Consider the following 23,536-nt stretch of genomic DNA (forward strand, 5'->3'; position numbering starts at 1 on the left):
AGACCCGCGAATGACCGAGATACTGCGTGCCCCCGCCGAGGTCAAGTACGCCGAAGAGCTCGACTGGCTGGAGTCCGTCGACGACGGCCCCAAGCCGTTCTCGTGGCGGCTCAGCCCCCGGATGGTCCGCCTGTTCGTGCTCGGCTCCGAGCGCTCGGACGGCCTCGACCGCGAGATCCCGCAGAAGTGGTTCGGTGACCGCAGCTTCGTCGAGCGCAGCATCGTGACGCTGGCCTCCGACCGCGGCCTGCTGCTCATCGGCGACCCGGGCACCGGCAAGAGCTGGCTCGCCGAGCTGCTCGCGGCGGCGATCAGCCGCAACTCCACCCTGGTCGTCCAGGGCACTGCCGGCACCACGGAAGACCACATCAAGTACTCCTGGAACGTCTCCATGGTGATCGCCAAGGGGCAGTCCCGCCAGTCGATGATCCCCTCGCCCATCATGACGGCGATGGAGCGGGGCGTGATCGGCCGCTTCGAGGAGCTGACCAGGTCGACCAGCGACGTCCAGGACGCCCTGATCTCCATCCTGTCCGAGAAGTACGTCTCCATCCCCGAGCTCGACGACGACAACATCGTCTTCGCCCAGCCCGGATTCTCGATCATCGCCACGGCCAACAGCCGGGACCGGGGCGTCAACGACCTGTCGTCGGCGCTGAAGCGGCGGTTCAACTTCGTCCGCATCCCCGTGGTGACCAGCAAGACCAGCGAGGCGGAGATCGTCCGATTCCGTACCACGGAGCTGCTGCGCCGGCACCGCATCGAGCTGGACGTGCCGCCCACACTGCTCGACATCCTGCTGCAGAGCTTCGCCGACCTGCGGAACGCGGCGGCCTCGGCCAAGAGCGACGACGACAAGCTCGAGTCGGCCCTGTCCACGGCCGAGCAGATCGGCGTGCTCGAGGACGCCATCCTGCACAGCCAGTTCTTCGGTGATCGCCAGTTGCGGGCGGAGACGCTCGGCGGCTCGCTGGTGGGCTCGCTGGCCCGCCGCCAGCCGGAGGACCTGGCCATCCTGAACAAGTACTGGCACGGCATCGTCGAACCCCGCAGCAAGAAGGACGGCGGGCCGTGGACGGACTTCCTCGAAGGTGGCCGCCAGGCCATCAAGACGCTCTCATGAGCCCGTTCGGCGCACTCCGCGAGCAGCTGCTGGACGCCGCCGCCGCGTTCGCCGGCGAGCCGGACACCCTGGCCGGGATCCTGTCGGGCCTGGTCGACGACGTCGACCGGGCACTGAGCGAGCAGCTCGAGATCTTCCCGGTGTGCCACCACTCGCCGGCCTCGGCGCTGGCCATGGTGCGGCGCCTGCGCGAGAAGCAGCCCAAGGTCATCTACCTGGAGCTGTGCGAGGACCTGCGGCCGCTGCTCGATGAGCTGCGCAACTGCCGCCTGCCGGTGGCGCTGCAGGCGTTCGCCTCCGACGTCGACGGCTTCCCGGCCAGCTGGGAGCCGCTCAGCGTGGTGGCGCCCATCACGGAGGTGTCGGCCGAGTACCAGGCCATCTCGTACGCGCTCAACACGCCGGACGTCGAGCTGGTGCTGGTGGACCGCTCGACGGACCACGTCTTCCAGTGGCTGCCCCGCGACCCGGCCGACCCGGCCGAGCCCAAGCAGGGCGGGGACGACGACGCGGGCCTGCACGGCGACGCCGTGGGCGTCGAGATCGGCGACCTGCGGCCGCGCTTCGCCGAGCTGGAAGAGCACCTGCTGCACCACGGCAAGGTCCGGCACTGGTCGGAGTGGTGGGACCAGTACGTCGAGCAGCCGCTGACCGGCGCGGACTACGAGTCGTACCGGCAGGTCATGGTCCTGATCGGCAGCCTGTTCCGCCGCCTGCGCCCCGAGGGCGACCGGCGGACGGACCGCGACGAGGACCGCGAGCGCTACATGTGGACGCGGATGCGCGAGCACCTCGCCGCGACGGGCGCCGACCCGGCCGAGTGCCTGTACGTCTGCGGTGCCTTCCACGCGGCCAGCCGGGTGGAGCAGTTCGGGCTGGCATCGGACGCGCCCTTCGAGATCACCCCGCGTACGGCCACCCAATGGCTGTACGGGCTCATCCCGTCGAGCCACTCCGCCATCGAGGCCCAGTTCGGCCTGGCCTCCGGCTCGGTCTCGATCGCCGCGGCCACCTGGGAGAAGGCGCTGCGGCGCGACGGCGTCAAGCCGTACCAGCTGGCGGGCCAGAAGAAGCCGGCCAAGAAGCCACGGAAGCCGGTGGCGCCCGCGCCGCCGCAGCAGGTCACCGACCGGTTGTCCGGCTTCCTGGCCAAGCCGCCGGTCCTGGACGGCCTGGACGAGGCCGAGCTGCTCGGCTGGTCCGTCGACATAGTCCGGCTGGCCCGGCGCAACGGCTACCAGTCCAGCACTGCCGACGCCATCGCCGTGTTCGAGACGTCGATCCTGCTCGCCGGGCTGCGTGGCCGGGGACGTCCCACGCCGTACGACTTCCAGGACGCCGCCGTCACGTGCATCGAGAAGGACACGGTGCCGGGACGCCGGGACGTGCGCCGCCTGTGCGAGATCCTGCTCGGCGGCGACCGGATCGGCCAGGTGGGCTACCACGCCATGCCGCCGCTGGCCCAGGACGTGTTCGACCGGCTGCGGCCACTCGGACTGGACCTGAGCAAGCGCACGGTACAGCGGGCGCTCATGGACCTCAAGGCGGACCCGCACCTGGTGCCCTGCTCCGACCTGCTGTGGATCCTGCGTCACCTGCTGCCCGACGACGCCGTACGGCCCATCATGGGCGCGCGGCGACTGGGCGAGCGGGCGATCCAGGAGAGCTGGGACCTGACGATCGGCAAGCACCAGCGCTCGATCATCGAGCTGGGCTACGAGGGCATCACCGTCGAGCAGGTGCTGGAGCAGCGGCTACGGCGCAAGGTGTGGGATCCCAAGGCGACCGCGGCCGTGGCGCTCGCGGCCGTCGAGGACTCGATCCTCTACCTGCGCAGCCGGCGGTTCACCGACGAGCTCGGGGCGCGGGCCGTGGAGCTGCTGGCCGCCGAGCGGTCCGTCGACGACGCGCCGGAGGTGCTGCGCCGGATCAGACGGCTGCTGGCCCACTACCGCGCGACCGAGCCGGAGCTGCCGGCCTGGTGCGAGGCGTTCGTCACGGCGGGGTTCGCGCATTACTGCACGCTGCTGCCGACCGCCTTCGTGGACGAGTACACCGGTGTCCGGCAGGTGTCGGCCATGCTCGGGTTCCTGTTCACGATGGAGAGCCTGGCGCTGGCGCTGGGCTGCGAGCGGGCCCAACTGGAGATCGCGGTGCGGCAGTCGCACCCGGAGGCGCCCGCCAAGGTGGCCCTCCTGTGGTCGGCCCAGTACCTGCTCGGCACGTTGCCGCTGGCCGAGCTGCGGGCCCGCTGTGACGAGCTGCTCGCCAACCCGCTCGTGATCCCGGCCTTCCCGGAGTACATGAGCGGGTTCGCGCAGGCGATGGAGCCGGCTCCCGCGCTGGCGTCGTTCGTGGTCGAGCTGATGTCGAAGGCCTTCGGCCGGTTGCCCGACTCCATCCTGCTGCCGTGGCTGCCCGGCCTGATCACCACTCTGCGCGAGCAGGCCGGTGAGCTGGTGCCCATACTGGTGCGCGAGGCGGGCCGTACGTTCCCCGGCGGCCTGACCGCGCTCGACCAGTGGACACCGCCCTGGTCGGCGAAGCCCCCGAAGAAGGCAGTAGGTGCGGCGGCGCCCGCGCAGGCGGGCCCAGTGACCGACCTGCTGGCGGGACATCCGGCCGCGATCGACGCCGTGGCCGCGCTGCTCGGCTGCGAGGGCGGCTGGCAGCAGGCCGCCGACGGCCCGTCCGGCGGCTCGTCCAGCGGCGAGGCGGGCGCGCTGCTGGCCCGTCACCCCGAGACCGCCGACGCCGTGGCGGCGGTGCTCGTCAGCGTGTGAACCGAGGACCGGCGCCTACCGATTCACCAGTAGGCGCCGGTCTGCAGGGTTCGGCGGCCCCGCCCTGCTCCCAGGCGCCCCGGTCGCGGCGGGTCACATGGGAGGTGGCGGCACCGGGCCGAGCTCGGGACGCTTGGCGACGCGGCCGTCTCCCGAGGACCGGCCGCGCAGACGCCGGTAGATCCAGGGCCCCGCGAAGCTCGCGACCCAGCGCACCTCGGCCCCGGCCACCCGCCAGCGCGCGGCCGGGGGAAGCGGGGTGAGCGGGACCGACCAAGTGTCGTCGCTGCCGGGCAGCCCGATGGCATGGGCGATGGCGGCGGCGATCCTGGCGTGGCCCAGCGGGCTGGCGTGCAGCCGGTCGCTGCTCCACATCCTGGCGTCGGTGGTGAAGGAGTGCGGGAAGGTGTCGACGACGATGACACCGTGGCGGGCCGCGGCGGCCTTGATCCGGTCATTGATGTCGAGCACGCGGGGGACCAGCCGCCGGGCCAGCGGAGCGATCTTGCCGATGTCGGGGAAGGTCACGGTCACCACGCACGCGCCGGACGCTGTGAGCTGCGCGAACATGTCTTCCAATGCCGAGGCGACCGCGACGGCGTCGAAGCCGGGCCGGACGAGGTCGTTCATCCCGGCCATCACGGTGGCCAGGTCGGGCCGCAGGCGCAGCGCCGGGCCGAGCTGCTCGTCGCGGATCTGCCCGGCCAGGCGCCCGCGGACGCCCAGATTGGCGTACTGGACGTCGGGGTTCGCGACGGCCAGCTGCTCGGCGAGCCGGTCGGCCCAGCCGCGATGGCCCCGAACGTCGTCGCCGTCGCCGAGGCCCTCCGTCTGGCTGTCACCGAGGGCGACATATCGGGCGTAGGTCATCCAGAGAGTAGAGCCCACAACACGGCCGGGGTCAACGGCGTTCCGGTGACGCGGTCGGCGATCTCCGGTAGCGCGGCGGCGACCGCGTTGCCGATGGCCGCCGGCGGGCCGATCGTCCCCGACTCCCCGGCGCCCTTCATGCCGCCCGGCGTGCGCGGCGAGGGCACCTCCAGCGTCGCGAGCCGGATGTCGGGGATCTCCCGGGTGGTCGGCAGCAGGTACTCGGCGACCGGCTGCCCCTCCTCGGTGTAGACGATCTCCTCTGTCAGCGCCATGCCGATCCCCTGCGCGATCCCGCCGAGAACCTGGCCCTCCACGATCGCCGGGTTGACCAGCACGCCGGAGTCGTTGACGGCCCAGTAGCCCTCGACCTCGACCGCTCCCGTCTCCGGGTCGACCGCGACCGCCGCCGCGTGCGCCCCGTAGGCGTACGTCATGTCGGCCGGATCGTAGGAGACCCGCTCCTCCAGTCCGGGTGTGGCCCCCTCGGGCAGGTCCCAGCCCCGCCACGCCGACGTGGCGATCTCCCGCAGCGTCAGCGACGCCTGCGGATCTCCCTTGACGCGTACGACGGAGTCGACGATCTCCAGGTCGGCCGGCGCAGCCTCCAGCCGATGGGCGGCGATGGCCACAATCTTCTCCCGCAGCCGGTCCCCGGCCAGGGCCAGCGCGCCGCCGCCCACCGCGAGCGAGCGGCTGGCGATCGACCCGATCGAGGAGTACGGCGTGGCCGAGGTGTCGCCCAGCACCACGCGTACCCGGTCGAGCGGCACCCCCACCCGGTCCGCCGCGATCTGGGACAGCGCCGTCTCGATGCCCTGCCCGACCCCCGACACACCCGACGAGACGACGACCGAGGCGTCCTGCTCCATGCGCAGGATCGCGGTCTCGAAGCCCCCGGCCAGCATGCCCATGGCCTTCATGCCCATCGACGAGCCGAGCCCGGTGCCCTCCACGTGGCAGGAGTAGCCGACGCCGCGCCTGCGCCCGTCGTCACGGGCCGGGGGAGTGACCAGGTCGCGCAGGGTACGCAGGGCGCGGGGATAGTCGCCGGAGTCGTACGCCTGCCCGGTCCGGGACGTACAGGGGAGCTCGTCGGGGCCGAGCATGTTACGCAGCCGCAGCTCCACCGGGTCGGCGCCGAGCCGTCTGGCCGCCTCGTCGATCAGCCGCTCCCTGGTCCAGGTGGCCTCCGGCTGGCCGAAGCCGCGGTAGGAGCCGGTCGGGGTGGTCGTCGTGACGACGGCGCGCAGCCGTACCCCCGCCCGGTCGAAGCGGTAGGGGCCGGGCAGCAGCGTGGCGGTCACCGCGAACGGCGAGATGCCGACGTTCGACGGGTGGCCGCCGAGGTCGCCGACGACGTCGGCGTGCAGCGCGACGAAGCGCCCGTCCGCGTCGAGCGCCAGACGGGCCCGGTGTAGGGCGGCCCGCGAGGGCAGGGTCGCGGCGAGGCGGTCGGTGGGCGACTCCGTCCAGCTCACCGGGCGGCCCAGGCGCATGGCGGCCAGGCAGATGAGCACCTCGTCCGGATACAGGTGCTCCTTTCCCCCGAAACCGCCGCCCGCGTCGCCGGTCACCACGCGTACCCGGTCGTGCGTGAGCCCGAGCGCGTCCGCGGCCTGCTCGCGTACGTGGTGCGGGGCCTGCGTCGAGGTCCGCACGGTCAGCTCGCCGTCGGCGAAGTCGGCGACGATGCCGCGCGGCTCCAGCGGGTACGGCGTGGCCCGGCCGAACGTGAACGTCATCTCCACCACGTGCGCGGCCCCGGCGATGACCGCGTCGCAGTCCTGGTCGCCGAGCGTGAAGTCGGTCAGCACGTTGCCGCCCCAGACCGGGTACAGCAGCGGGGCGTCATCGGCCAGCGCCCGCTCGATCCCGATCACCGGGGGCAGCGCCTCGTATCCGAGGTCGAGCAGGTCGGCCGCGTCCCTGGCGGCCTCAGGCGTCCGCGCGATCACCACGGCGAGCGGTTGGCCCACGTAGCGGATCGCCTCGTCGAGCGCCAGGTAGGAGGTGACGGGCTGGCCGGGGCTCAGGGTGACGCAGGGCAGGCGGACCGCGGCGGCGTCGCCCGGCGTGATGACGTCGAGCATCCCGTCGACCGTCCACGCCTCCTTGGCGTCCCAGCTCACCAGCCGTCCGTGGGCGATGGGGCTGCGGACGACCACCGCGTACGCCATGCCGGGCAGCCGTACGTTCGCGACGTAGCGGGCGCGCCCGGTCAGCAGCCGGGCATCCTCGCGACGGGGCGTCCTGGCACCCACATAACCTTCAGCCATAGCCCGATTGTGAGCGTGGGCGGACGGCCGGTCCATCAACACACGGGTGTCACTCGGCTACCTCTTGTGTCACCTGGCTGCCTCTTGTGTCATCCGACTGCCTCCCGGCACGGGTGTTACCCGGCCGCCTCCCACACGGCCTCGAAGGCGGCTCCGGTGATCTCGGTCAGCTCCCAGATCTCCACGGCCTGCTCGGTGAGGAAGCCGTGCTCGTCCTGCAGATGGCGCCACCAGTAGCGGTGCGCGGCGCGGTCGGGTCCGATCTCGATCTGTCTGACCGCCCAGTGCTCGCCTTCGCCCTCGACGGTCTCGAACAGCCATAGGCCGCCGCGCTCGTCGTCGCCGCGCCAGTGGTGGCGCGGCAGGTCCGACTCGGTGAGCTGCTTGATCAGGTCGGGAAGCACGGCTCCACTCTAGGTTGATCGTGAGCCGCCATGGGTAGCCGGTGGGCATGAGGCGACCACGGGGGAGCTGTGCAGACGTTCCTGCCTTATCCCGACTTCGCGCGCACCGCGGCGGTCCTCGACCCGCTGCGGCTGGGTAAGCAGCGGGTCGAGGCCCTGCAGATCCTGCGCGCCCTCACGATCCCCGGCTACGGCTGGCGGCACCACCCGGCGGTGCGCATGTGGGCGGGATACGAGGAGGCCCTGGTGCGGTACGGGCTCGACGTGTGCGGCCGGTGGTGCGCCACCGGCCGTGCCGACACCTGTGCCGGCACCCTGGCCAGGGAGTTGGCCGAGCGCTGTGGCAGCACCGCCGTCCGCTCCCAGGTGTGCCTGGAGGCGGACGGCGAGCTGCCGCCGTGGCTGGGCGACGCCGGTTTCCATCTCAGCCACCGCTCCGCCCTGCTGCGCAAGGCGCCCGGCTTCTACCGGCCGCTGTTCGGCGACGAGCCCGACGACCTGGACTACGTCTGGCCCGCCTCGGGCCGCCCGCCCTCGTGCCTCACTTGAGCAGGCTGTCCCCGATCCAGCCCTCGGGGGCGCAGCCCGGTGGGATGGCGAAGACGGCCGAGCCGACGGGTGTGATCCACTCGTTCAGCAGGTCGCCCTTGGCCAGGTTGCGCTGAATGGGAATGAACTGCCGGTCGATGTCCGCCTGGTAGGAGGCGAACAGCAGCCCGGAGTCCGATTTGCCGTCCGGAGTGAGCCCTTCGTCGTAGTTGTAGGGACGGCGCAGGATGCGCAGCCCCGGGTCCGTGACGTGGGCCCGCCTGATGTGGGCGTACTCGGAGATGATCGGGAAGCCGAGCTTGTTCACCTGGCTGTAGTCCGCCTCGTCGCGTTCCGCCCGGCCGGTCAGCGGGGCGCCCGTGTCGAGGCGGCGGCCGATCGTGAACTCCCTGGCCACCCGGTCGGCCGCGTCCCATGACTCCAGGCTCATGCGGATGCGCCGCAGCACCAGCGTGGTGCCGCCGCGCAGCCACGCGGGTCCTTGGGAGATCCACACGGCCCGGTCCAGGTCGGCGGGCTGGATCGTACCGTCGACCTGGCCCATCAGGTTGCGCCGTGTCGCGCTCTGGAAGCCGCGCTGGATCCAGCGGACCTTGGCGAACGCGCGGGCGTCCTTGACGATCATCCGCAGCGCGTGGGCGACGGTGACCCCGTCGTCCGCGCAGATCTGCACCAGCAGGTCGCCGCCGCTCCACCGCTTGTCCAGCTTGTCGATCGTGAACGACGGCAGCGGAGCCACCGGCGACTCCGCCTTCACCGCCGCGAACAGCCCCGGACCGAAGCCGAACGTGATCGTCAGCCGGGCGGCCGTCGCGGCCAGCTCGGGCTCGGTGTCGGCCAGCGCGGGCCGCCCCTGGGTGAGGCGGCGCGCGTCGTCGGTCAGCAACTGGAGGAGCCGTACGACGGCCTCCTTGTCGCTGTCCGGCGACAGGTCGAGGCCGACGAAGACGGCGTGCGCCTGCGGAGGCGTCGCTATCCCGGCCTGGTGGGCGCCGTGGAAGGGCTCGACGGCGACGGTGGCCTGCGCGGGGGGTGTGGTGAGGGCACCGACGGCCGTCAGAGCGCCTCCGGCGATGAGACCCCGGCGGCTGATCACTTGTGGCCCATACCGGGCTGGTAGTCCTCCTTGCCACCGGCGAAGTCCTTGCCGATCGCGGTGAACTCCAGCGGCTTGCCGCCCTTGACGGTGAGCGTGAACGGGATCCGGGCGCCCGGCAGCACCTCCTGCGCGACGCCCATCAGCATGATGTGGTCGCCGCCGGGCCGCAGCTCGTGCGTGCCGTGCGCGGGGATGACGAAGCCGCCCTCCTTGGGCCGCATGATCATCTTGCCGCCGGACTCCACGACCTCGTGCAGCTCGATCTTCGGGGACAGCGGCGAGGCGCCGGAGACGATCGTCACCTCGGCGCCGGTGTTGTTGACCAGGGTGCCGAAGGCGGCGCTCATCCCCTTCTTGGCAGTCTTCACCCAGGGGTCGGTGATGGTGAGGGCCGGGGCGGCGACGGCGGGGAACTGCTCGGCCGGTGCGGCGGCGACCTGCGTGGAGCCGCAGCCCGCGAGTGCGATGGCGGCGGCGGCGAGCAGCAGGGCATGGCGAGAGAACATGGGGAAAGGCCTTTCTTCACCCGGTACGGCACGCCGAAGCGCGCCCTGCCGGGCGTGGTCGTCAAAACGGAGGTCAGCTGGTTTCGACGACCATCGGCGGACCTCGCCCAGAGACCACGTGCCGCAGCACGGCCGAGCGGAAGACCGGTGGCTCCGCCGTACACGGAGCCGGGAACGGCGCCCGGATGACGGGCAGCAGCACGACCAGCAGCCGTATGGCCAGACGGCGCAGCAGCCCCCAGAGCAGGGCCTCGCCGCGCGCCAGCCACAGGGCGGTCAACCCGATCGCCCAGCCGTGCGCGACCAGCATGCCGAGACCCGGCACCAGGCCCGAGTGCGCGTGACCCGTCGCCGCGATCGGCGAGGCGGCGTGGGCCAGCGAGAACAGCAGGTGCATGACCACCTGGAGACCGCCGAGCAGCGGCAGGATCGCGCCCATGGTCCGCTCGCGCCCCGACAGCGGGAAGGCCGCCGCGAACGACAGCCCCAGCGCGATGCCCATGGCCGGTGCTCCGACCGTGCCACCGCCGAACGCGTGCGCCGCGACGCCCAGCCCGAGGCACACCGCGGCGAAGGCCGAGGTGCGGGCGAGGCGGAAGGGCAGACCGGCGGTCACAGTGCCGTCATCATGCCATGGCCGTTGGTCGCCCCGTGATCAAGCATCGGAGTGAATACTCACTCCGCTCTTGACGGAGTGAATACTCACTCCGTACCGTGGTCCGCATGAGCGAGAAACCAGTCCGGCGCAGGGCGCCGGGAATGAGCCCGGAGGAGCGCCGCGCGATGATCATCGCCGCCGCCCTCCCCCTGGTGGCCGAGTACGGCACCGCCGTCACCACCAGCAAGATCGCCAGAGCGGCGGGCATCGGTGAGGCCACCGTCTTCCGTGTGTTCGCCGACAAGGACGAGTTGCTCGACGCCTGCATGGTCGAGGCGATGCGGCCCGACCACGTGGTCACGGAGCTCGCCTCCATCTCGCTCGACCAGCCGCTGGCCGACCGGCTCGCCGAGGCGGCCGACGCGCTCCGCGCCTACCTGGCGCGCATGGGCACCGTGGCCGGAGCCCTGCATTCCAGCGGCCACCGGGGCGGTGAGCGAGGCGCCCGCCCGCAGCCGGGCAGCCGCGAGGCGTCCATGGAGCTGATCGGGGACGCGGTCGCCGACCTGTTCGAACCGGACGAGGCGGCGCTGCGGCTGCCCGTCGCTCAGGTGGGCAAGATCTTCCTGAGCCTGCTGTTCACCCGGTCGACCATCCTGCCCACGAGCCAGCTCGTCGAGGTGTTCCTGCACGGAGCCCTCAAGGAGGAGGAGTCAGCGTGAGCGTGTCCCTCAACCACACGATCGTCCCCGCGGCCGACAACAACCGGGAGGCCGACTTCTTCGCCGACATCATGGGGCTCGAGCGCCTGCCGCCTATGGGGGCCCGCGGGCACTTCGCCCCTGTGCGGGTCGATGAGCGGCTCACGCTCGACTACATGATTGTCGAGAATCCTGAGGGGCATCACTTCGGGTTCGACGTTGATCCGGCCACGTTCGACGCGATCCTGGCCCGCATCCAGGAGCGCGGCGTGCCGTACGGGAACCACCCCGCGACCCCCGACAACGGACGGATCGACCACCCGCTCTGCCCGCGCGGGCTGTTCTTCACCGACGCGGTCCGCAACCTCTACGAGATCATGTCACCTGCGTGAGCACGCCTCGCCGATCAACGCGAAGCAACCGGCGGCGTGCGCCGCCGACCGACGCGGAGCCACCGGCCGCGCGCCATCGGCCGACACGACCGCTTCTCCACCGGCATAATGGCGCTCAATGCCGAAATTACATGACCTGGCGGATTATGCGGCGACCATGGGTCCCGTCATCGGCGCGGTCCACGTGAACGTGCATGCCTCGGCTCGCGCGCAGGACGCGGGACTGCTGCCCGGCTTCCTGATCGACCTGCGCTTCACGCTCCCCCTCCGCCCGCTGAGCCGCCGCTCGCTCGCCACGATCTACCGGTACGGCGACGCGGCCGAGCTCGACGCCGAGATCCAGGACCACCTGGACCTGGGCATGCTGGAGGAGGACGGCGACGGCGCGCTGCGGGCGACGGCCAAGGCGCTGGCGTTCATCGACAGCCTCTACGCCGTGCACGCCGCCACCACCGAGCGGATCTGGGCGGGCCGCGACCTCAAAACGCTCGCCGAGCTGGCCGGACGGGTGATCGGCGCGGCCGGAGCGGATCCCGGTGACGCGCAGGGCGCCACGACGGATCTGGGCGCCTTCGCCGCGATGGCGCCGCCGTACGAACCGGTGGGCACACCGGCGGGTGTGCTGCTGTTCAACCGGCTCGCCGCGCTGCGCTACCACCGCGCCGACTCGCATGCCGCCGCCTGGCGGGCCGCCGGCCTCACCGCCGGCGAGATCGTCGTGCTCGGGCCGGGGCCGCTGCGCGACCGGATCGAGCATGAGACCAACCGGCGGGCCGCCGAGCCGTACGGCGCGATCACCGAGCACGAACGCGCGCTGTTCCACGACGGCCTGCTGGCACTGGTCTAGCCAGGCCCGGGCTCGCTCAGAGCGAGACGGGCAACCCCCGTTCAGAGGGAGGCGAGTAACCGGCCCACCTCCGCACGGTCGTTGACGCCGAGCTTCTCGTACACGGCCTGCAGGTGGTTCGCGGCCGTCCGGGTGGAGACCGTGAGCCGGGCGGCGATCTGCCGGTTCGTCAGGCCGGCCGCCGCGAGCTGGACGATCTCCCGCTGGCGCGGCGTCAGCTCGGGCGTGGCCAGCTCGACCAGCGCGGGCGTCGACACCCCCGGGCAGCGCCTGGCCAGCGACCACGCCCTGGTCTGCGCCCCCTTGGCCAGAGCGCCCCTGCCCATCGCCCGGTAGGCGGCGGACTCCTGGGCGGTGGCCTCGGCGGCGTACAGAATCATCCCGAGCCGCTCGAACCCGGCCGCCACCGCACGCAGCTCGTCGGGGTCGCCGGTGGCCCGCGCGTGCCGGGCCAGGAGCCCGGCGAGGTGCCCGTCCACCCGTTCGGCCAGCGCGGACAGGCGGTCGGCGGCCAGCGCGGGAACCCCCAGCCGCACCAGATCGTGCAGCGCGAACATCAGGTGCCCGGACTGCTCGTGCTTCTCCGCGGCGTCGGCCGCCGACAGGCATAGCCGTACCGCCTCGTCCAGGTCTCCGCCGGCCGCCGCCACCCACACCGCGGCCTGCAGCGTCGGGTAGCGGGTGAACGCCCATCGGGAGGCCAGCTCCTCGGCCTCGGCCTGCAGGTCGCGCGCCTCCGCCGTCCTGCCCAGCAGTGCCAAAGCGTGCGCCTGTTCGGCCAGGCACCGTCCTCGGTACGGCGAGCGGTCGTACAGCCCGGCGGCGTCGTCGCGGCTCCAGCGCACGGCGCCCTCGGCGTCGCCCCGCAGCCTGCTGACCAGCGCGCGGAACGCCCCGAACCCGGAGACCGACAGCTCGGCGGCGGCCAGCTCCATGCCGTAATCGGCGGTGCGTTCCGCCGCGTCCAGCCGCCCGGCGAACGTCTCGGCCGCGCAGCGCGCGTCGAGCATCGTCGGCAGCGCGTGCGGCGTCTCGTCCCCCCAGTCGTCCACCCCGGCCAGGGCCTGCTCGACGACCGCGATGGTGTGCTCGGTCCGTCCCGAGTAGGCGCTGGTCCACGAGTCGAGCGCGGCCAGGTGCGCCGCGCCGCGCACGGTGATCGGCGTGCACGCGCGGGCCCGTTCGAGCGACTCGACGGCTCGGGTGGTGCGGCCCGCCCAGAACTCGGCCACGCCGAGGTAGATGTGCGCCTCCTGCTGCCAGGCCGGGTCGGTGAGCGTACGCGCCGCCTCGCCGAGCACCCGGCACGCCTCGGTGAGCGAGCCCGCCCAGGCGTGGTTGAGTCCCAGGCTGATGGCGTGCTGCGCGCGCTCGCTCTCGGTGACCACCGCCGGTGCCGTCTGCCGCAGCGCCGTCAGCGCGGTGTCGGCATCGCCGAGCACCATGAGCGACTCGCCGAGCAGCGCGACCGCGGCCACGCTCGGGCCCGCGTCCATCGCCGCCCTGGCCAGCCGCGCGGCCAGACGGGGATCCTGCCTGGCCCAGGCCAGCCGAGCAGCGACGAGCAGCATGTCCGGATCGGTGGTCGAGCCGCTGTCGAGCCGCCACACGGCCGCGCGCAGCACGTCCTCGCGCCGCCGCAGCCCGCTCGCCTCCAGCGCCTCGGCGAGCATCCGCAGCCGCCGCCGCGTCCGCAGCGTGCCGCAGGCGCCGCGTACCACCTCGCCATAGAGGGGGTGGCCGAGCCGCACGTGCTCTCGCTGCACGTCGCGCACGGCCACGATCAGCCCGCGGTCCTCGACTCGCTCCACCGCGATCGGCGAGGTGAGCGAGACCAGCAGATCGGTGCCGAGCGGCTCGCCGAACGCCACCAGCTCCAGCACCTCCCGCTCCTCCTGGTCGAGGTGCCCGATCCTGGCGTCGACCAGCTCGCGCAGCCGGGTGGTCATCGACAGCTCGCCCTGCCAGCGCCACTGCCCGTCGGTCTCGGTCAGACATCCCGAGGTACGGCCGGCGTGCACAACCTCGCGCAGGTAGAGCACGTTCCCCTCGCTGACCCTGGCCAGGTGCCTGACGGTCTGTCCGGCCACCTCTCCGCCGAGCGCCCCTTCCAGCACCTTTCCGACCTCGGCCACGGTCAGGGGCGGCAGCTCGACCCGGCGCAGCAGCTCGTCCTTCCACAGCGCGGCGACCGGCGCGGGCAGCGGCTCACCGCTGCGCACCGTGACCAGTAACCTCGCGGCGCCGCTCTCCGCCAGGTGGTGCACCAGCGCGGCCGAGGCCGCGTCGAGCCGGTGCGCGTCGTCCACGCTCACCAGCAGTTCGTCCCGTCCCGCGCTGATGCCCAGGTGCCGTGCGGCCCAGCGCAGCAGGTTCTCCCCGCTGCTGGGCGGTTCGGTCAGCGCGTGGGCGAACGCGCCGAACGGGATCGCCGCCGCCGTCTCCGTACCCAGCGCCCGAACCACCCCGTACCCCTCCAGGCCGGACAGCGCCTGCGCCGCCAGCCTGCTCTTGCCCACCCCCGCGTCTCCGGCGATCATCACGCCCGCCCGCGACCGCAGTGCCTCCCGTACGGTCGCCAGCTGGCCCCCTCGCCCGACGAACGGCCATGTGCTCCCCAGCTGCTCGCTCATCGTGCCTCCTCTCACCCTCGATGATGGTGAGCGAGGTTCGCGGGAGGTTCAAGGCTGATCTCGGCTCAACCCGGCGGCGGAGAGCAGCAGGTCGACGATCGCCTCGCTCCCGCTGAACGGCACCGGTTCGCCACCGACTTCTTCGAGCAGCCCGCGGAGCTGGCCGCCGGACTGCTCAGGCTCGACCAGCCGTACGATGACCGTCCTCATGTCGGCACCATCTCCCCGACCGGTTCAGGCCAGGTTCAGGTGGGCCGGAGAGGGGCTGCTCAGATGGGGTCGAGGCGGGCTTTTCAGGTGGGGTAGGGCGCGGGTTCGACCTCCAGCTCGCGCATCCGCTCGGCGTACAGGGCGTAGCGCCGCCGCGCGTCGCCGCGTCGGCCCGCCGAGTCCAGCACCCGCACCAGCCCGAGGTGGGCGCGCTCGTCGTATCGATCGCGTTCGAGCAGGCGCAGCCAGTAGCGAGCCGCCTCGTCGTGCCGCCCCTCGCCCGCCCGCGCCGTCGCGAGCCTGGCGGCCGCCCGCACGTACGCCAGCCGCGCCTCCTCCCGCAGCCCCACGGCCCAGTCGGCGTACGGGTCCTCCTCGCAGAAGTCGCCCCCGTAGGACGCCTCGGCCTCCGCCCACCGCGCCAGCGCCTCCGCCGCCCGCCCCGCCTGATCGAGTTGCCCGGCCGAGCCCACCAGATCGAGGAAGTCCTCAACATCGACGTCCACGTTCGCCAGATCGAGCCGCAGCGCGCCCTCGTCGGAGACGACGAACTCGTCCGCCGGACGTACATGATCCGGATCGAGCACCGCCCGCAGCGTGGACACCATCACGTTCAGCCGCTTCAGCCCGACCGCGTCGCCCTGCTGCTCCGGCCAGAGGATCTCCACCAGCCGTTCCCTGCCGATCGCCGCGCCCCGGCGGCTGACCAGGATCTTCAGCAGGTCGCGGGCCTTGCGCGACTGCCAGGCCGTACGCGCGACGGGCACCGCGCCGCGCAGGACTCGGAACGTTCCCATGGTCTCGACCCGCACACGCGCCTCCGCCACCGGCGTGAACCGGCCGACCAGCGCGTCGATCCTGGCATCGAGCGCCCGGCAGCCGATCGCGTGCATGCGGCTCCTGACCTGATGCGCGATCTCCCTGCCGGGCACCGCGTCGCCCAGCGCGGCCCTGACCAGCTCGGCCCTGGCCCGGCCGATCGGATCGCCGAGCGCCGACCACTGACGCACGGCCTCGTCGGCCAGCCGGGAGTCGCCGTCGAGCTCGGCGCGCAGCTCCACCATCGCCGCCCGCGCCGCGTGGTCCCTGCGGCGCACGGCGGCGGACTCGGCCTCGGACAGCAGCGCCCTGGCCTCGTCATATCTCCCGGCCGCCAGCGCGACGCGGGCCGCGACCAGCCTGGCGTCCACCCCGGCGATGCCCTCCGCGTGCTTCAGCGCCCGCGCGGCCACGCGGGCCGCCTCGTCGGGATCGTCCTCCGTGAGCAGGACGGCCAGCTTGTTCAGGGCGTTGGACAGCTCCTGAACCTCGCCGGACGCGCCGGCGTCCGCGATGATCCGCCGGTAGATGGCCATCGCCGACCTGCGGTCGCCGCGCAGCACCTGGATGTCGGCCAGCCGGATCAGCCCATAGCCGACGAACCGCGACCCCATCGCCTCCCACCTGGCCGCCGCGTCCGCGGCGTCGATCGCCGCCTCCTCCAGCCGGCCGAGCCCGATCAGCGCCTTGGCCCGGTTGGCGATGTTGAGTGCGGCGTACGGGGCGAACGACACCAGATCCGACAGCCTGGCCGCGATCTCGACCTCCGCCAGCGCCCTGGTGTAGGCGGCCTCATCGAGGTGACAGGAGGCGCGATTGGCCCGGATACGGATGAGCTGGACGACGTCCCCGGCCCGCTCGGCGTACTCCAGCGCGCGCAGGTAATAGGCGTCGTTGGCCCGCCGGTCGCCGTCGAGCGAGGCGAGCATGGCCTGCACGGTGTTGGCCGCGGCCAGGGCGCCGGGATCGCCCAGCGCGCTGGCCAGCTCCAGCGCCCGGTCCGCGAGCTCGGCGCAGCCCGCCCGGTCGCCCTTCAGCCAGAGCACCGACGCGGTGGAGGCCGCGCACATCGCCGCGTCGGCCGGCGGCAGCCCGTACTCGAAGCCCTTGGTGTAGATGGCGATGGCCGAGTCTAGATCGCCACGCAGATGGTCGATGAGGCCGAGCCGCCGGGCCAGGAACGCGTCGAACACCGAGGTCGCCGCCGCGCGGGCGAGCAGGTCGCGCGCCCGGGTCCAGTCGCCGCGGTTCTGCTCCGCGATGCCCGCCAGCCGCTGCATCGCCGGCGCCTGCCTGATCGGCTCGGGCAGCAGGGCGAGCGCCGCCACCACGTCGTCGCCGCGCTCGGCCAGGCGCAGGCCGTGCGTGCCGAGCAGCGAGGTGACGAGCGTGCTGTGCCGGGTGGCGACCGCGGCGCGCAGGGCAAGCTCCGGCTGGTCGTGCTCGACGTACCAGCGGGCGGCGACGGCGGCCGTGTCGTGGGCCTCGTGCCGGTCGAGCGGCGCGTGCGCGGCCAGCACGTGGGCGCTGGTCGCGGTCAGCCGGTATCCGCTGGGCAGCCTGTGTCCGTCGGCCGTCGGGTGGGCGCCCGGCCCGTGTCCGTCGGCTGTGCGCTGAGTGCCCGTCGAGGCCGCCCGGTGCCCGTCGTGGCCGGCCTCCAGGAACAGGCCCCGGCTGGTCAGCGAGGCCAGCGTGTCGGGCGGGGCGCCGAGCGCGGCGGCGAGGTCGTCGGTGAGCACGGGCAGCACGGTCGCCGCCCGCAGTAGCTCGCGCATCGCCGCGGGCAGGTCATTGAACGCCGACAGCGTGAGCCGCTCCAGCGTGGCGGAGGTGGCGGCCAGGCCCGCGGCCGTACCCGGCCAGGCGGCCGGATCGGTGCGGGCGAGCGCGTCGAGCGCGGCCCGCACGGCGGCGGGCCAGCCGCCGCAGGCGTCGTGCAGCGTGGCGGCGATCGCCGCCCCCGGCTCGCCCAGCCGCTCGCGCGCCCAGGCCGTGGTCTCGCCGATCGTGAGCGCGAGGTCGGTCGCGTCGAGGTCGAGCACCTCATGATCCTGGCGAAGGCGCGCGGTGGGGAACGGCAGCGGCGCCCGTGATGCGGTGACCACGTGCAGGTGGCGGGGGGCCGCCCGGACCAGGGTCTCGACATAGCGTACGGAGCCGGCCGCGCCGATGATCGTCTCGATGCCGTCGAATACTAAGGCGAGTCCCCGTCGCAGTCGCCCCGCCAGCGCCTCGGCCAGCGCGCCCGCCAGCGCCGCCGCCCTGGACAGCTCGTCGGCGTCCGGCCCGAGCGGGGACTCGGCGGCGGCGGCGAGCTCGGCGGGCAGGTCCGGAACCACCTCCGCCAGGGCCGAGACCAGCGCGCCGGCCAGCGTGGTGAGGTCGCGATCGGCCGGCCCCAGCCGGTGGAGCACCGCGCCGACCGCCTCACTCCAACTCGTCAGCGCGATCGACTTGCCGTAGCCCGTGGTGGCCACCAAAGTGGTGAGCCTGTGCGTCAGCGCCCCGTCGAGCCGCCGGTCGAGGGCGGGACGGGGTTGCACCCACCCACGTTCCACCCACGCATGTTACGCCGGGGATCGCGAACGACTCCAGAGTTCGCAAAGTGCCACCTCCCGGTAACCGGCCCGGAGGCGCACTATGGTCGAGTACCTCTTCGAGGAGGGTCGCGGTGGATCAGGACCTGCCCGGCGGAGCGAGGCTGATCGTGGGGGTGGACGAGTCCCCGGCCTCGCGCTGGGCACTGGCGTGGGCCATCGGGGCCGCGCGGCTGCATCGGATGGCGCTGATCGCCGTCCACGTCAGCCGGGCCCCGGTACACCCCTTCCCCGAGGCGCTGCCCGTGCAGCACGCCATGAAGGCGGGGGAGGAGGCGCGGTGCAACGAGGTGATCGCGGGCGTGTTCGACGACGTGGCCGGTGGGCTGCCCGCCGACCTCACCACGGCGGTGGTCGGCCGGGTCGGTGATCCCGGCTATCACCTCGTCGACCTGGCCCGTGAGGGCGATCTGCTGGTGCTGGGGCGGGGCAAGCGGGGGATGCTCAGCCGGTTGTTCCTGCCTTCGACGAGCATGTACTGCGCTCGGCACGCCAAGACGACGGTCGTGATCGTCCGGCAGCCGACACCGCCGGACGAGCCGCACCTGCCGGGGGAGCGCACGCGACGGTTCTGGAGCCGTAAGCACATCTAGCGGGGTCGGGTGTCCGTTCTTCCTCTCCCCCGACCCCCGGACCTCCCGGATCCTCGACTCCCGGGTCCTCGGACCTCCCGAGTCCCCGGGTCCCCCGAGTCCCCCGAGTCCCCGAAGGGGGTATCTCCCAATAAGGACCCCAGCCACCACAGACCGTCACAGGGATCGAGACAGTCGTGTGACGGTGTCAGACCAGGGCTTCCTTCAGGACGTTCAAGCCCTCGGGGATCTCGGCTTGCTGAATCGCGCCGTACCCCAGAACCAGGCCCTGCTGGGCGGGGCTCTCACCGCAGTAGGCGTCGAGCCGTTCCAGCGCGAGCCGGGGAGCCGGACGTACGGACACCCCAGGGGAGAAGCGGGCGCACAGGTGCAGCCCCGCGACCGAGGGGACCAGCCGCAGGCGGTCGTCGTCGGCGAGGCTGTCGACGACGAGGGCGTGCCGGGCGGCGTACTCGCGGGTGGCCTTCCTGATGTGCCTGGCCAGCAGGCCCTCGTCGATGAAGCGGGCCAGCGCGGCCTGCGTGGACAGCTCGCCGTGGGAGTCGCTCAGCTGCCTGGCGGCGCGCAGCGCGGGCATGAGCGAAGCGGGGGCGACCAGGAAGCCGAGGCGCAGCATGGGCAGCAGCGTCTTGGAGAACGAGCCGACATAGATGACCCGCCCCGACCGGTCCAGGCTCTGGAGCGGCTCCAGCGGCCGGTCGCCGAAGCGGAATTCACTGTCGTAGTCGTCCTCGACGATCACGCCGCGCCGCCGCTCCGCCCAGGCCAGCAGCGCGGCGCGGCGAGCCAGCGACATCGGGGTGCCGAGCGGGAACTGGTGGGAAGGGGTGACATACACCAGCCGGGCGGCGTTCGGGATGGCGGTCACGTCGATGCCCTCGCCGTCCACCGGGACTCCGGCCACGCGGGCGCCCAGTGAGCGGAACAGCCGGCGCGCGGGCGGGTAGCCCGGCTCCTCGACCGCCACGCAGGCGCCGGGGTCGATGAGCACCCGGCCGATGAGGTCGAGCGCCTGCTGGGCGCCGTTGGTGATCAGGACGTCGTCGGCACCGGCTCGTACGGAGCGGCTGATACCTATATGTCGTGCGATAGCGTCCCTTAGGGCTTCGTGGCCGGAAGGGTCGGCATATCCGGCGAGGCTGGTACGGAGCTCACGGGCCACCAGCCTGCGCCACGTCTCCATCGGGAACAGCCGGGGATCGGGCACGCCCACGCGGAAGTCGTACTCGTGGGTGGAAGCCGGCGCCTCGGCGGCCATGGACCGCCAGATGGCACGGGGCCGTACGACGCCCTGGGGCGCCGACCTGGTGGCGCGTACCCGCTCCGCCGAGACGAACGTGCCCGCGCCCGCCCGGCCGACGAGGAAGCCGTCGGCCACCAGGCGGTCGTAGGCGACCGCGACCGTGTTCCGGGAGATCTCCAGCCGTCTGGCCAGCTCGCGGGTCGGCGGCAGGCGTTCGCCCGATCTGAGCCGGCCGTCGAGGATCGCGTCCAGCAACTGCCGGTAGACCTGTGCGGCCAGGTCACCCCGGCCATGAAGGCTTACGTGGACATCCATCTTGGCCCAATCATTTACCCGAAAATTGGAGCTTATACCGGGACAAGATGAGTCTTAGGGTGGAGCCATGACACAGCGCATGAATCTCGGCGAACTAGCCGGCGAGGCCTATAAAGCCATGGCCGGCCTCGACCGGTACGTCCGGCACAGCACCCTGCCCGCACCCCTGCTGGAGCTGGTACGCCTGCGCGCCAGCCAGATCAACGGCTGCGTCTACTGCGTGGACATGCACAGCGGCGACGCCAAGCAGGCGGGCGAGAGCGACGCCAGGCTGCACGCCGTGGCCGTATGGCAGGAGGCCCCCTTCTTCACCGCCCAGGAACGCGCCGCCCTGGCCTTCACCGAGGCCGCCACCAGGCTCTCGACCGACGACATCACCGACGAGATCTGGCAGCATGCCGCCGAACACTTCGACGACCAGGAACTCGCCGCCCTGGTGGTGGCCGTCGCCACGATCAACGCCTGGAACCGGATGGGCGTGGCCACCCGCATGACCCCCGAGTCGTACAAGGGCTGACCGCCGGTGCCACTCTTACCGCGACGGGACCTGCGACGATGACTACGACGGGACCTACTCCGGGACCCACTCCGAGATCCACGACGGCGAGCAGGCGGTCGAGCAGGCGGCTCCTCGTACAGGCGCAGCTGGCGAATTCGATCGGCGACGGCGCCTACCTGGTCACCTCGGCGCTCTATTTCGCCAGGATCGTCGGCCTGTCGGCGACGGAGATCGGCTTAGGGCTCACGCTGGGCTGGGCTGTCGGCACCGTCGCGGGCGTCCCCCTCGGCCACCTGGCCGACCGCCGCGGGCCGCGCGGAGTGGCCGTCCTCCTGGCCCTGTCGACCGCCGTCGCGGTCATGTCGTTCCTGTTCGTGCGGTCGTTCGCGCTGTTCGTACTGGCCGCCTGCCTGTACGGCACCGCGCAGACCGGCCTGTCCGCGGCCCGCCAGGCGCTGCTGGCCGGACTGATCGAGCCGGGCAAACGCACGGAGGTCCGGGCCGTACTCCAGTCCACGATCAACGGCGGCCTCGCGATGGGCGCCACTCTGGGCGGGTTCGCGCTGCATGTGGACAGCCGGGAGGCGTACCTGACGGTGTTCGCGGTGGACGCCGTCAGCTTCCTGGTCGCTGCCCTCCTGCTGCTGCGACTGCCCGCCGTCGCCCCCGTCCCCGCCGCCGCCGGGCCGAAGCTGGCCGTGCTCAGGGACCGGCCGTACGCGGTGATCACGCTGATCAACGCGGTCATGCTCTTCTACATGCCGCTGCTCAGCCTGATCGTCCCCCTCTGGATCGTCCAGCGCACCACGGCACCGACCTGGCTGGTCTCGGCCCTGCTCCTGGTCAACACGGTGAGCGTGCTGCTCTTTCAGGTACGGATCGCGCGGCGGGTCAGGGGCTTGGCCGACGCCTCCCGGTCGGTGCGGTACGCGGGCCTGGTCATGCTGGCGGCCTGCGCGGTGTTCGCGATGTCGGCCATCGGCTCGTCGGCCTGGCTCGCCGGGCTGATCCTGCTCGCCGCGGCCGGGCTCCAGGCGTACGGCGAGATGCTGCTCGGGGCGGGCGCCTGGGAGATCGGCTTCACCCTGGCTCCGGCGGACAAGCAGGGCCAGTACCAGGGCTTCTTCGGGACCGGGATGGCGGTGGCCAGGATGCTCGGCCCGGTCGTCCTCACCACCCTCGTCATCGGCGGGGGCACGCTGGGGTGGCTGCTGGTCGGCGGCCTGTTCGTGGCGGCCGGCGCCGCGATGACCCCGGCCGTGAGCTGGGCCACCCGCAACCGCTACGGTTTGACATGATCTACCTGGTGTCCGAGATGGGACGGGATAACCGGCCCCACCTGGGGTTGTTCATTCGTTCTTTGCACATCCGGTACATCTGGTTCGTGCACAACACAAGGACCGCAGCCATCCCTTGCTAGGCTGCATGTCAACCGTTGGGTCTCACCCCGGCAGGTGAGGCCGTCGAAGAAGTGGGGTCACACCGTGAAGAAGCTTGTCGTTCTGGCGCTGATCGCCCTTGGGGGGCTGCTGGTCTGGCGCAAGGTGCAGGCCGACCGCGCCGAGCTCGATCTCTGGACCGAGGCCACCGGCAGCGAGAACTAACCGACCTGGCGAGGCGATGAATGACGTCGTCCAGATAAAGCTGGCGTGCCTGGACCTGGCCGGCACAACAGTCGGTGACATCGCCATGGTCGAGCGGGCTTTCGCCGAGGCGATAGCCACTCAGGGCATCGTCCCCGGGACCGGCGCGTACGCGCGTGCCATGGTGCACGTGCACCGGTCCCGGGGCTGCCCGAAGATCGATGTCTTCCGAGGGATCTTCCCCGGCAACGAGGCCCAGGCTCAGGCGGCGAACCTGACGTTCGAGCGCTCATACGAGGGTGCGCTCGACCGAGCAGGTCTCGTTCCCATGCCCGGAGTCATCGAGGTCCTCGACAAGCTCCGCGGCTCCGGCCTGAAACTGGCCCTGATCACCGGCTTCAGCCGCGTCACCCTGAGCCGCATCCTCAGCGTGCTCGGCTGGCACGACAAGATCGACCTCGCCATCTGCCCCGAAGACGCGGGCGGCCGCGGCCGCCCCTGGCCCGACATGGTCCTGCACGCCGTACTCCGCCTCGGCATCGAGGACGTACGACAGGTGGCGGTCATCGGCGACTCGGAAAGCGACATGCTCTGCGGCCGCCGAGCCGGCGCCTCGATCGTGGCCGGCGTGATGACCGGCGTCCACAGCCGGGAGCGACTCCTCAAGGGAGGCGCCACACACATCCTGGACTCGATCGCCGACTTCCCAGGCTTGATCTTGAGCGAAGACCCGAGTAGGCAGCAGATGGGTGTCGGGGGCCGGTAAGCTATCTTCGTCACGTCGAGGGGCCTTAGCTCAGTTGGCAGAGCGCCTGCTTTGCAAGCAGGAAGTCAGGAGTTCGAATCTCCTAGGCTCCACCATTTTCTTCGGGTAGGTGGGCCGGGTGCCACCC

The 23,536-nt window shown here is 72.2% G+C and carries 21 protein-coding genes and 1 tRNA gene; 12 read left to right on the top strand and 10 right to left on the bottom strand.

Annotation, left to right across the window (positions count from 1 at the left end):
• Positions 1–10 precede the first annotated feature (10 nt).
• Both AB0C30_RS01000 and AB0C30_RS01005 read left to right on the top strand, forming a co-directional pair.
• Positions 11–1,123: an AAA family ATPase gene (locus tag AB0C30_RS01000; RefSeq protein WP_357938217.1), complete on the top strand. Its 1,113-nt coding sequence runs from the start codon at positions 11–13 to the stop codon at positions 1,121–1,123.
• Positions 1,120–3,906 (top strand): DUF5682 family protein, encoded by a 2,787-nt coding sequence (locus AB0C30_RS01005; RefSeq protein WP_357938219.1) that lies wholly within the window; start codon positions 1,120–1,122, stop codon positions 3,904–3,906. Before AB0C30_RS01000 ends, AB0C30_RS01005 begins: the two co-directional genes overlap by 4 nt.
• A 93-nt stretch (positions 3,907–3,999) precedes the next feature.
• On the opposite strand, the gene AB0C30_RS01010 is transcribed toward AB0C30_RS01005, so the two are convergent.
• The 3 genes from AB0C30_RS01010 to AB0C30_RS01020 form a co-directional block, all read right to left on the bottom strand.
• A complete protein-coding gene (locus AB0C30_RS01010; protein ID WP_357938221.1) occupies positions 4,000–4,776 on the bottom strand; it encodes an SGNH/GDSL hydrolase family protein in 777 nt (258 codons plus the stop codon).
• Positions 4,773–7,055 carry a xanthine dehydrogenase family protein molybdopterin-binding subunit gene (locus AB0C30_RS01015; protein ID WP_357938223.1) on the bottom strand — a complete coding sequence of 761 codons (2,283 nt, stop codon included), beginning with the start codon at positions 7,053–7,055 and terminating at the stop codon, positions 4,773–4,775. The genes AB0C30_RS01010 and AB0C30_RS01015 overlap by 4 nt, the downstream gene beginning before the upstream one ends.
• Before the next feature lie 116 nt (positions 7,056–7,171).
• A complete protein-coding gene (locus tag AB0C30_RS01020; protein WP_357938225.1) occupies positions 7,172–7,459 on the bottom strand; it encodes a hypothetical protein in 288 nt (95 codons plus the stop codon).
• A gap of 69 nt (positions 7,460–7,528) precedes the next feature.
• Between AB0C30_RS01020 and AB0C30_RS01025 the strand changes: the two genes are divergently transcribed.
• Positions 7,529–8,008: an MSMEG_6728 family protein gene (locus tag AB0C30_RS01025; RefSeq protein ID WP_357938227.1), complete on the top strand. Its 480-nt coding sequence runs from the start codon at positions 7,529–7,531 to the stop codon at positions 8,006–8,008.
• Here AB0C30_RS01025 and AB0C30_RS01030 read toward each other — a convergent pair.
• The 3 genes from AB0C30_RS01030 to AB0C30_RS01040 form a co-directional block, all read right to left on the bottom strand.
• Positions 8,001–9,104 (bottom strand): Dyp-type peroxidase, encoded by a 1,104-nt coding sequence (locus AB0C30_RS01030; protein ID WP_357938229.1) that lies wholly within the window; start codon positions 9,102–9,104, stop codon positions 8,001–8,003. The genes AB0C30_RS01025 and AB0C30_RS01030 overlap by 8 nt on opposite strands.
• Positions 9,101–9,613, bottom strand: a complete 513-nt coding sequence (locus tag AB0C30_RS01035; RefSeq protein WP_357938231.1) for a copper chaperone PCu(A)C — start codon at positions 9,611–9,613, stop codon at positions 9,101–9,103. Before AB0C30_RS01035 ends, AB0C30_RS01030 begins: the two co-directional genes overlap by 4 nt.
• 73 nt (positions 9,614–9,686) lie before the next feature.
• Positions 9,687–10,229, bottom strand: coding sequence for an MFS transporter (locus AB0C30_RS01040; RefSeq protein WP_357938233.1), 543 nt, complete (start codon positions 10,227–10,229; stop codon positions 9,687–9,689).
• A 107-nt stretch (positions 10,230–10,336) separates the two neighbouring features.
• On the opposite strand from AB0C30_RS01040, the gene AB0C30_RS01045 reads away from it, so the two are divergent.
• The 3 genes from AB0C30_RS01045 to AB0C30_RS01055 all read left to right on the top strand — a co-directional run bounded on the left by AB0C30_RS01045 (position 10,337) and on the right by AB0C30_RS01055 (position 12,151).
• Positions 10,337–10,933 carry a TetR/AcrR family transcriptional regulator gene (locus tag AB0C30_RS01045; RefSeq protein WP_357938235.1) on the top strand — a complete coding sequence of 199 codons (597 nt, stop codon included), beginning with the start codon at positions 10,337–10,339 and terminating at the stop codon, positions 10,931–10,933.
• Positions 10,930–11,304 (top strand): VOC family protein, encoded by a 375-nt coding sequence (locus AB0C30_RS01050; RefSeq protein ID WP_357938237.1) that lies wholly within the window; start codon positions 10,930–10,932, stop codon positions 11,302–11,304. Before AB0C30_RS01045 ends, AB0C30_RS01050 begins: the two co-directional genes overlap by 4 nt.
• 118 nt (positions 11,305–11,422) lie before the next feature.
• The gene (locus tag AB0C30_RS01055; protein WP_357938239.1) at positions 11,423–12,151 is read left to right on the top strand and encodes a hypothetical protein; all 729 of its coding nucleotides are present in this window, start codon (positions 11,423–11,425) and stop codon (positions 12,149–12,151) included.
• Between the two features lie 41 nt (positions 12,152–12,192).
• On the opposite strand, the gene AB0C30_RS01060 is transcribed toward AB0C30_RS01055, so the two are convergent.
• From AB0C30_RS01060 to AB0C30_RS01070, 3 genes are all read right to left on the bottom strand, one after another.
• Positions 12,193–14,784 carry a LuxR C-terminal-related transcriptional regulator gene (locus AB0C30_RS01060; protein WP_357938241.1) on the bottom strand — a complete coding sequence of 864 codons (2,592 nt, stop codon included), beginning with the start codon at positions 14,782–14,784 and terminating at the stop codon, positions 12,193–12,195.
• A gap of 48 nt (positions 14,785–14,832) precedes the next feature.
• On the bottom strand, positions 14,833–14,994 hold the full coding sequence (locus tag AB0C30_RS01065; RefSeq protein WP_357938243.1) for a hypothetical protein: 162 nt from the start codon (positions 14,992–14,994) through the stop codon (positions 14,833–14,835).
• Between the two features lie 83 nt (positions 14,995–15,077).
• On the bottom strand, positions 15,078–18,371 hold the full coding sequence (locus AB0C30_RS01070; protein ID WP_357938245.1) for a BTAD domain-containing putative transcriptional regulator: 3,294 nt from the start codon (positions 18,369–18,371) through the stop codon (positions 15,078–15,080).
• A gap of 113 nt (positions 18,372–18,484) precedes the next feature.
• On the opposite strand from AB0C30_RS01070, the gene AB0C30_RS01075 reads away from it, so the two are divergent.
• Positions 18,485–19,003 carry a universal stress protein gene (locus AB0C30_RS01075; RefSeq protein WP_357938247.1) on the top strand — a complete coding sequence of 173 codons (519 nt, stop codon included), beginning with the start codon at positions 18,485–18,487 and terminating at the stop codon, positions 19,001–19,003.
• Between the two features lie 187 nt (positions 19,004–19,190).
• Here the strand turns inward: AB0C30_RS01075 and AB0C30_RS01080 are convergent, their stop codons facing one another.
• Complete coding sequence (locus AB0C30_RS01080; RefSeq protein WP_357938249.1) at positions 19,191–20,561, bottom strand: PLP-dependent aminotransferase family protein; 1,371 nt, start codon at positions 20,559–20,561, stop codon at positions 19,191–19,193.
• 67 nt (positions 20,562–20,628) lie between these two features.
• On the opposite strand from AB0C30_RS01080, the gene AB0C30_RS01085 reads away from it, so the two are divergent.
• From AB0C30_RS01085 to AB0C30_RS01105, 5 genes are all read left to right on the top strand, one after another.
• Positions 20,629–21,078 carry a carboxymuconolactone decarboxylase family protein gene (locus AB0C30_RS01085; protein WP_357938251.1) on the top strand — a complete coding sequence of 150 codons (450 nt, stop codon included), beginning with the start codon at positions 20,629–20,631 and terminating at the stop codon, positions 21,076–21,078.
• 38 nt (positions 21,079–21,116) lie between these two features.
• Entirely contained in the window at positions 21,117–22,358 is a 1,242-nt protein-coding gene (locus AB0C30_RS01090; RefSeq protein WP_357938253.1) for an MFS transporter, read from the top strand.
• Between the two features lie 186 nt (positions 22,359–22,544).
• Entirely contained in the window at positions 22,545–22,664 is a 120-nt protein-coding gene (locus AB0C30_RS01095; RefSeq protein ID WP_214635294.1) for a DLW-39 family protein, read from the top strand.
• Positions 22,665–22,680: 16 nt separating this feature from the next.
• Complete coding sequence (locus tag AB0C30_RS01100; protein WP_357938255.1) at positions 22,681–23,409, top strand: HAD-IA family hydrolase; 729 nt, start codon at positions 22,681–22,683, stop codon at positions 23,407–23,409.
• A gap of 19 nt (positions 23,410–23,428) precedes the next feature.
• A tRNA-Ala gene (locus AB0C30_RS01105) sits at positions 23,429–23,504 on the top strand.
• Positions 23,505–23,536 lie beyond the last annotated feature (32 nt).

The sequence above is a fragment of the Nonomuraea sp. NPDC048901 genome (assembly GCF_040649695.1).
In the GTDB taxonomy this organism is placed as follows: Bacteria; Actinomycetota; Actinomycetes; order Streptosporangiales; family Streptosporangiaceae; genus Nonomuraea.